This is a genomic window from Phenylobacterium sp. (assembly GCF_024508875.1).
Lineage (GTDB): Bacteria > Pseudomonadota > Alphaproteobacteria > Caulobacterales > Caulobacteraceae > Phenylobacterium.
The window spans coordinates 1-6639 of sequence record NZ_JANINU010000129.1 but is presented as its reverse complement, the minus strand read 5'-3'; the positions used below and the strand labels follow the sequence as shown (position 1 = coordinate 6639).

Sequence of the window (6639 nt, the reverse complement as noted above, 5' to 3'; positions counted from 1 at the left end):
GGATCTTGTGCGGATAGGCCTGGTGACCGACGTCCCAGATCAGGATGTCGTCCGGCGTCTCGTAAACGTGATGCAACGCCACCGTCAGCTCGACCACGCCCAGGCCCGCGCCCAGGTGCCCGCCCGTCTGCGAGACCGCATCGATCGTCTCGGCCCGCAGCTCGTCCGCGAGCTGTTTCAGTTGCGGGATCGACAGGCTCCGGGTGTCGGCAGGCGAGGAGACCGTATCGAGCAGGGGAGTTTCAGGCGGCAACGCGGGCAGTCCTCGAACTATTGTCGGCGCTCTAGCACGAAATCGACACTGGCCCGCAGGAATTCGGCCCGGGGCCCGAACGGATCCAGGTGGGATTTCGTCTGGGTTTTCAGCAGACCCAGGCGCTCTTTCGCCGCATCGACGCCCAGCAGCGTCACGAAGGTTGTCTTGCCGGCGGCCGCGTCCTTGCCCACCGCCTTGCCCATCTCTCCCGCGTCGCCTTCGGCGTCCAGCAGGTCGTCGACGATTTGGTAGGCCAGGCCCAGGTCGTGGGCGAACGCCATCAGCGCGTGACGCTCGCCGTCCTGCGCCCGGGCGATCGTCAGCGGCAGCTCGAACGCGCAGGCGATCAGCGCGCCGGTCTTCAGCCGCTGCATCCGCGCCACCCCGCCCAGGTCCTCGCGCACGCCCAGCATGTCGATCATCTGGCCGCCCACCATGCCCCGCGCGCCCGACGCCAGCGCCAGCCGGGTCACCAGTTCGGCGCGGACATTGCCGTCGGGATGGGTGTCGGGATGGGCCAGGATCTCGAACGCGGCGGTCTGCAGCGCATCGCCCGCCAGCACCGCTGTCATCTCGTCGTAGGCCACGTGAACGGTCGGCTGGCCGCGCCGCATGTCGTCGTCGTCCATGCACGGCAGGTCGTCGTGGACCAGGCTGTAGGCGTGAATGCACTCCAGCGCGCAGGCCGCCCGCAGCACCGACGTCTCGTCCAGGTCGAACATCCGCCCGGTCTCGAGCGCGAAGAACGTCCGCAGCCGCTTGCCGGGCCCCAGCGCGGCATAGCGCATCGCCTCGGTCAGCCGGCTTTCCGGCCCCTCGCCACGGGGCAGCAGTTCGTCCAGCGCCACGGTGACGAGGTCCGCGGCCTCGGCCACACGCTGGGCCAGGTCCATCAGCCGAACTCGGCCGGTTCTGTCGCCGGGGCGCCGCCGGCCCCCATCACGATCTTCTCGACACGCAGCCGCGCCGCCTCCAGCCGCGTCTCGCAGTGCGCCTTCAGCGCCGCCCCGCGCTCGTACATCCGGATCGAATCCTCGAGCGGCGCCTGGCCCGACTCCAGCCGCGCGACGATCTGCTCGAGCTCCGCCAGCGCGGTCTCGAAGGTCATGGCGGAGATGTCGGCGGGTTCGGACATGGAGCGATCTTTAGTGGCGTGGCGACAGGGAATCTACGCCCTTTTCCCTCCCCTCGATGGGGAGGCTGGCTGCGACCCCGGACTTGATCCGGGGGAACAGAGGGGGGAAGCCACAAACCGGGCTCGAGCTTACTCCCCGCCCATCTCCCCATGAAGGGGAGGGACAGGCGCCCTACCCGCGCTCGAACCGCCGCACGGACCAGTATTTGTAGCCGTGGCCCTCGACCAGCTTCCAACCCAGCTTCTTCAGCGAGCGCCCGATCAGGTGGTTGAAGAACCCGTGGGCCAGCACGACCACGGTCTCGCCCTGCGCGGCCAGGCCCACCAGCAGGGCGGCGGCCTCGTCGGCGCGCGCCTCGGCCTGCGCGCGGGTCTCCTGGCCGGCGTGGTGGTCGAAGAACCACCACCAGAACCGGGACAGGAAGCCCCAGATCTTCGGCGACAGCTTGATCCATGACGGGAAGTTCGGCGGCGGCAGCGGCGCCTCGATCAGGATCTCGTGGTGCGGGAAGTCGCGCTCGCCCACCATCATCCGCGCGCTCTGGATGGCCCGCGGCCGGGTCGACGAGACCAAGACGCCGCATTCGGTCACGAACTGGCGCAGGCGGTCGGGCGGTCCGTGGTGGGGCACGATCCCGCCCACCTCGTACTTGGCCCAGAACTCGGCGTACTCGCGCGCCGACAGCAGCACCTTCCGCGAAAGCGCCGGCTCGCCGTGGCGGGCGAGCACGATCGCGCCGTAGCGCGTGGAGGCGGACCCGGCGGTCAAGCTTTCGGCCATCGATCCAGGGAACGCACCCGCGAACTGCCCCTCACCCTTCGCCCAGGGCCGCGACGTGCGCGCGCGCCGAGCGGCCCAGAGCTTCGAGGTCGTAACCGCCCTCGAGCGAGGACACAACCCGACCCTTGGCCGTACGGTTGGCCACCGAGAGGATCGCGCCGGTCGCCCAGGCGAAGTCGGCCTCCTCCAGGCTCTGCCCCGCGCCGCCGATGGGATCGCGCACGTGGGCGTCGAACCCGGCCGAGACCAGGATCAGGTCCGGGGCGAAGGCGTCCACCTTCTCCATCAGCCCCTCGAAGGCCCGCCGCCAGACATGGACCGGCGCGCCCTCGGGCGAGACCGCGTTGGCGATGTTGGCCGGCGCGGGCTGGTCGGGGTGGCCGCTTCCGGGCCACATCGGCCATTGCTGGATCGAGGCCAGGAACGTGTCCGGCCGCCCGCCCAGGGCCGCCTGCGTGCCGTTGCCGTGGTGGATGTCGAAGTCCACCACCGCCACCTTGGCCAGGCCCGCCTGCTGCGCCGCCAGCGCCGCGATTCCCACGTTCGAGAAGATGCAGAAACCCATGGGCAGGCCGGGCTCGGCATGGTGCCCCGGCGGCCGCACGGCGCAGAACGCCCGCTCCGTCCGTCCCGCCGCCACGTCGCGCACCGCCTGCACGACTGCGCCCGCCGCCCGCCGCGCCGCCAGCAGGCTGCCGCCCGACATGTAGGTGTCCGAATCCAGCACCTTCAGCCCGCCCGCCGCCGGCGCGGCCCGCTCGATCGCCGCCACATAGTCGGGATCGTGCGCCAGCAGCAGGTCGGCCTCCGCCACGACCGGCGCCTCGTGCGGCTCCAGGTCGAGGCCGGAATCCCCCAGCGCGTCCAGCACCGCGCGCAGCCGCTCCGGGCGCTCGGGATGGCCCTCACCCGGACGGTGGCCGAACATGTCGCGATGGGTGTAGAGCGCGATGGTCATGCTTCATCCTAGCGCAACTTCCCGCTTCGCCCATCCGGCCGCCAAATGACCCAGCCCGTGATCCGCCGAGCGACGCCGGCCGACGCCGAGACGCTCGCCGCTCTCGGCGCCCGCACCTTCTGCGAGACCTTCGCCCACCTCTACGATCCCGAGGACCTGAACGCCTTCCTCGCCGAGGCCTACGACGTGGATCGCACCCGCGCCGCCGTGGCCGATCCGGCCAAGGCGTCCTGGCTCGTGGAGGTTGACGGCGAGGCGATCGGCTACGCCAGCGCCGGCCCCTGCGGCCTACCCCACGACGACGTCACCCCGGCCTGCGGCGAGCTCAAGCGCATCTACTTCCGCAAGGACCGCCAGGGCGGCGGCCAGGGCGGCCGGCTGTTCGCCGAGGTCATGGCCTGGCTGCAGAAGGACGGGCCGCGCGCGGTCTGGATCGGGGTCTGGTCCGAGAACTTCGGAGCCCAGCGGTTCTACGAACGGCGCGGGTTCGACAAGGTCGGCGAATACGGCTTCCGCGTCGGCAAGACCGTCGACCGCGAATTCATCTTGCGGCGGGACGCGGAGAAATTTTCCAGCAACGCAGCATAGTCTGTCGAAATTCGACACACTTTCGCCCAATTCGCCCAAGTTCGGCGACTTTCATTGCTGCGATTTAACCTCTGCCCGTCTTGGCGCGGGCGTCGCCATTTGGGAACCTTGGCCATCGAAGGTTGAGCAAGTTCCGGGATCGGCGGTGGGGATGCTGAGGATCGGCTATGTCCGGGCGCGCGACGCGGCCTCGGATGGGGACGCCGCGGCGCTGAAGGCCGCCGGCTGCCAGGTCGTGCGCGCCGAGGAGTCCGAAGCGGCCGGCCAGACGCTGGCGTCGATCCTCGACTTCATCGCGTCCGGCGACCAGCTCGTGGTCACGCGCCTGGACCGCCTGGCCCTGGGCGGCCGGGGCCTGCTGGAGGCGCTGGACCGGCTCGAAGCGCGCGGCGCCAGCCTCCAGGTGCTGGAACCCCGGATCAGCAGCGAAGGCCAGAGCGGCGAGGCCCTGCGCGCCGTGCTGGAAGCCGTCGCCGGGCTCGAACCCGCCCCCGCCGGCCGCCGCCGCCGCGCCGCCGCGGCCGACGAAATCTTCGCCCTCCAGCGCGCCGGCGTCGGCCCGGTCGAGATCGCCCGCCGTCTCGGCGTCTCACGCATGACCGTCTGGCGCAAGCTCAAGGCGATCGAGCCCGCGGACGCCTGAGCCCGCTACCCCGCGCGCCGCGCCTGGATGAAATCCACGAACGCCCGCAGCGGCGAAGGCATCGTCCGGCGGCTGGGGTAATAGAGGAACGGCCCCGGGAACGTCTCGGACCAGTCTCCCAGCACCTCCACGAGCCGTCCGGCCTCGATGTGCGGCCGCGCCGCCTCTTCGAACGCCATGCCGAACCCGATCCCGTCCAGAACCGCCTGCATCAGCAGCGCCGGACTTGTCGAGACGAGGGGCCCGCTGGGCGAGATCCGCAGCGGCTCGCCGCCCTTCTCGAACTCCCAGGCGGGCTCGGCCCCGCTCGGAAACCGCACCCGCACGCACGGCAGGCCCAACAGGTTCCGCGGATGGGTCGGCGCTCCCACCCGCGCGATCAGCGACGGGGCGGCCACCAGGGCGAACCGCTGGGGCGGCCCCAGCGACACGGCCACCATGTCCTGCGCCAGGCTCTCGCCCCAGCGCACGCCGGCGTCGAAGCCCCCGGCCACGATGTCGACCAGCGCGGTCTCGCCCGTCACCTCCAGCCTGACCTGCGGATAAGCGGCCAGGAACCCCGGGATCATCGGCGCCAGCACATGCTCGATCGCCGGCTCGGGCGCGTTGATGCGCAGCGCGCCCTGCGGCTGGGCCTGGGCCGAGCGCGCCTCGGCCACCGCCTCCCCGATGGCCGTCAGCGCGGGCTGCAGCCGATCCAGCAGGGCCGCGCCGGCGTCGGTCAGCGCCACGCTGCGGGTCGTGCGATTCAGCAGGCGCACGCCCATCCGCGCCTCCAGGTCTCGCACCGTCTGACTGAGGGTCGAGGCCGAGACGCCCCGCTCCACCGCCGCGCGCCGGAAGTTGCGATGCCGCGCCACCACCGCGAAGCTGTCCAACGCATGGAGGTCGGGCCGGTCCATTGTTCGATTTTCCGCACAGTTCGTACGGTACAATGCCGATTATCGCGATAAATGCCCAGCGCTAGATAGCCGGCCACCGCACAACAGGAGGCGCACATGCAGACGCGCAAACTTGGAAAGACCGGCCCCACTGTCTCCGCCCTCGGCCTCGGCGCCATGGGCATGTCCGGCATGTACGGCCCGGCCGACCGCGCCGAGAGCCTGGCCACGATCCACGCGGCCATCGACGCCGGGATCGACCTGATCGACACCGGCGACTTCTACGGCATGGGCCACAACGAGATGCTGATCGGCGAGGCCCTGAAGGAGCACCGCCGCGAGGACGTGGTCATCAGCGTCAAGTTCGGCGCCCAGCGCAGCCCGGACGGCGGCTGGATCGGCTTCGACGCCAGCCCCAACAGCCTGAAGACCGCCCTCTGCTACAGCCTGCAGCGCCTGGGCGTGGACCATATCGACATCTACCGCCCCGCGCGCCTCGATCCGAACGTGCCCATCGAGGACACGGTCGGCGCCATCGCCGACATGGTCCGCGCCGGCTATGTGCGCCACATCGGCCTGTCGGAAGTGGGCTCCGAGACGATCCGCCGGGCCGCCGCCGTCCATCCCATCGTGGACCTGCAGATCGAATACTCGCTGATGTCCCGCGGCATCGAGGACGGCGTCCTGCAGACCACCCGCGAACTGGGCATCGGCATCACCGCCTATGGCGTGCTCAGCCGCGGCCTGATCGGCGGCAACACCACCAACTTCGCAGCCCGGGGCGACTTCCGCGCCCACAGTCCCCGCTTCCAGGGCGAGAACCTGCAAAGGAACCTGGCTCTCGCCGAAGCCCTGCGCCCCATCGCCGAAGCCGCCGGCCTCACCCCCGCCCAGGCCGCGATCGCCTGGGTGGCCGCGCAAGGGCAGGACATCGTCCCCCTCGTCGGCGCCCGTCGCCGCGACCGGCTGGCCGAGTCCCTCGGCGCGCTGGCCAAGCCGCTCTCCCCCGAAAGCCTCGCCGCGCTCGAAGCCGCGATACCCAAGGGCGCAACAGCGGGCACGCGCTACGCCGAAGCCCAGATGGCGCACCTGGATTCGGAGCGGGGGTAGCAAGGCCCGCCGCCCGCCCCGGCCGCCCCCTCCCTTCTAATCGTCATCCCCGGGCGTGACCCCCGGGCTCCATTCCAGGGCGCCGGCCGTCTCCGCCCCCCTCCGGCTCGTCATCCCCGGGCTCGTCCCGGGGATCCAGACACGCCGGCGGCGAGGCCGCGCGCACGGCCGTCCCGCCCGCGCATCTGGATGGCCGGGACACGCCCGACCATGACGAGGGCAAAAGAAAGGGAAGAACAACTTTGACTCCCTGCGGGGTCGCATGTTCTTCTTTCGTTCATGTCGCA

9 protein-coding genes are annotated in these 6639 nt (G+C 71.0%); 3 read left to right on the top strand and 6 right to left on the bottom strand.

The window, feature by feature from the left end; all coding sequences use genetic code 11:
• The 5 genes from Q0L11_RS11075 to Q0L11_RS11055 all read right to left on the bottom strand — a co-directional run.
• Window positions 1-253: 1-deoxy-D-xylulose-5-phosphate synthase N-terminal domain-containing protein (locus tag Q0L11_RS11075; RefSeq protein WP_296597289.1), on the bottom strand; the 253-nt coding region annotated here is incomplete at its 3' end.
• Window positions 254-270: 17 nt separating this feature from the next.
• Window positions 271-1152 carry a polyprenyl synthetase family protein gene (locus Q0L11_RS11070; protein WP_296597290.1) on the bottom strand — a complete coding sequence of 294 codons (882 nt, stop codon included), beginning with the start codon at window positions 1150-1152 and terminating at the stop codon, window positions 271-273.
• Window positions 1149-1391: an exodeoxyribonuclease VII small subunit gene (locus Q0L11_RS11065; protein ID WP_296597288.1), complete on the bottom strand. Its 243-nt coding sequence runs from the start codon at window positions 1389-1391 to the stop codon at window positions 1149-1151. Before Q0L11_RS11065 ends, Q0L11_RS11070 begins: the two co-directional genes overlap by 4 nt.
• A 172-nt stretch (window positions 1392-1563) precedes the next feature.
• Window positions 1564-2172 (bottom strand): histidine phosphatase family protein, encoded by a 609-nt coding sequence (locus Q0L11_RS11060; RefSeq protein WP_296597287.1) that lies wholly within the window; start codon window positions 2170-2172, stop codon window positions 1564-1566.
• A 31-nt stretch (window positions 2173-2203) separates the two neighbouring features.
• On the bottom strand, window positions 2204-3130 hold the full coding sequence (locus tag Q0L11_RS11055) for a histone deacetylase family protein (RefSeq protein ID WP_296597285.1): 927 nt from the start codon (window positions 3128-3130) through the stop codon (window positions 2204-2206).
• Window positions 3131-3175: 45 nt separating this feature from the next.
• Here Q0L11_RS11055 and Q0L11_RS11050 point away from each other — a divergent pair, with 45 nt between their 5' ends.
• Together Q0L11_RS11050 and Q0L11_RS11045 are read left to right on the top strand one after the other, a co-directional pair.
• Complete coding sequence (locus Q0L11_RS11050) at window positions 3176-3718, top strand: GNAT family N-acetyltransferase (protein ID WP_296597284.1); 543 nt, start codon at window positions 3176-3178, stop codon at window positions 3716-3718.
• A 151-nt stretch (window positions 3719-3869) separates the two neighbouring features.
• Complete coding sequence (locus tag Q0L11_RS11045; RefSeq protein WP_296597282.1) at window positions 3870-4361, top strand: recombinase family protein; 492 nt, start codon at window positions 3870-3872, stop codon at window positions 4359-4361.
• 5 nt (window positions 4362-4366) lie between these two features.
• Here Q0L11_RS11045 and Q0L11_RS11040 read toward each other — a convergent pair whose 3' ends face one another.
• A complete protein-coding gene (locus Q0L11_RS11040; protein WP_296597281.1) occupies window positions 4367-5263 on the bottom strand; it encodes a LysR family transcriptional regulator in 897 nt (298 codons plus the stop codon).
• Between the two features lie 96 nt (window positions 5264-5359).
• Between Q0L11_RS11040 and Q0L11_RS11035 the strand changes: the two genes are divergently transcribed.
• Window positions 5360-6352, top strand: a complete 993-nt coding sequence (locus Q0L11_RS11035; RefSeq protein ID WP_296597280.1) for an aldo/keto reductase — start codon at window positions 5360-5362, stop codon at window positions 6350-6352.
• Window positions 6353-6639: the final 287 nt, after the last annotated feature.